General features: G+C 70.5%; 1 protein-coding gene. It reads right to left on the reverse strand.

The features are described 5' to 3' along the window. Positions 1 to 24: 24 nt before the first annotated feature. On the reverse strand, positions 25 to 1,318 hold a 1,294-nt coding region (glyA, locus tag CEF10_RS16670; RefSeq protein ID WP_269801333.1), incomplete at its 5' end, for a serine hydroxymethyltransferase.

Below are 1,318 nucleotides of genomic sequence, written 5' to 3' on the forward strand. Positions count from 1 at the left end.
GCGCTTGGTTTTTCGGGATCTTTCTCAGAGGCCGGGGTAGAGGGGGAAGCGGGCGCAGAGCTCGGCGACCTCGGCGCGCACCGCGTCCTCGACCGCGGGGTTGGGGTCGCCGCCGGTCTCGGCCAGCCCGTCGACGACGCGGGTGATCCACGTGCCGATGCGGCGGAACTCGGCCTCGCCGAAGCCGCGGGTGGTCCCCGCCGGGGTGCCCAGCCGGATGCCGCTGGTGACCGTGGGTTTTTCCGGGTCGAAGGGCACGCCGTTCTTGTTGCAGGTGATGTGCGCGCGCCCCAGCGCGGCCTCGGTCGCCTTGCCGGTCACGCCCTTGGGCCGCAGGTCCACCAGGGCGACGTGGGTGTCGGTGCCGCCCGTCACGATGTCCAGCCCGCCCCGCATCAGCTGCTCCGACAGCGCCCGCGCGTTGGCGACGACCTGCGCCGCGTAGGCCCTGAACTCCGGCCGCAGCGCCTCGCCGAAGGCCACCGCCTTGGCCGCGATCACGTGCATCAGCGGCCCGCCCTGCAGCCCGGGGAAGATGGCCGAGTTGAATTTCTTCGCCAGGCCCTCGTCGTCGGTCAGGATCATGCCGCCGCGCGGGCCGCGCAGCGTCTTGTGCGTGGTCGTGGTGGCCACATGCGCGTGCGGGAACGGCGAGGGGTGTTCGCCGGCGGCCACCAGACCGGCGAAATGCGCCATGTCCACGTGCAGCCAGGCGCCCACCCCGTCGGCGATCTCGCGGAAGCGGGCGAAGTCGATCTGCCGCGGGATCGCGCTGCCGCCGGCGATGATGAGCTTCGGCCGGTGCTCGGCCGCCAGCGCCGCGACCTGGTCGTAGTCGATGCGGTTGTCGTCGCGCCGCACGCCGTACTGCACCGCGTTGAACCACTTGCCCGACATGTTGGGCGCCGCGCCGTGCGTCAGGTGACCGCCCGCGTCAAGGCTCATCCCCAGGATCGTGTCGCCCGGCTGCAGAAGCGCGAGGTTGACCGCCTGGTTGGCCTGGCTGCCCGAGTTGGGCTGAACGTTCGCGAAGCCGCAGCCGAAAAGCTCGCAGGCCCGCGCGATCGCCAGAGTCTCGGCAACGTCGACGTGCTGGCAGCCGCCGTAGTAGCGCCGCCCGGGATACCCTTCCGCGTACTTGTTCGTCAGAACGCTGCCCTGCGCCTCCATAACCGCCGCGGAAACGATGTTCTCGCTCGCGATCAGCTCGATCTCGTCGCGCTGGCGACCAAGCTCCGACGACACCGCGCCGAAAACCTCGGGGTCGCGCGACGACAAAGACTCGGTGAAAAAACCTTCCTGTCGATGCGGGGCGTTC

The organism is Roseovarius salinarum (genome assembly GCF_002834145.1).
In the GTDB taxonomy this organism is placed as follows: Bacteria; Pseudomonadota; Alphaproteobacteria; order Rhodobacterales; family Rhodobacteraceae; genus Roseovarius; species Roseovarius salinarum.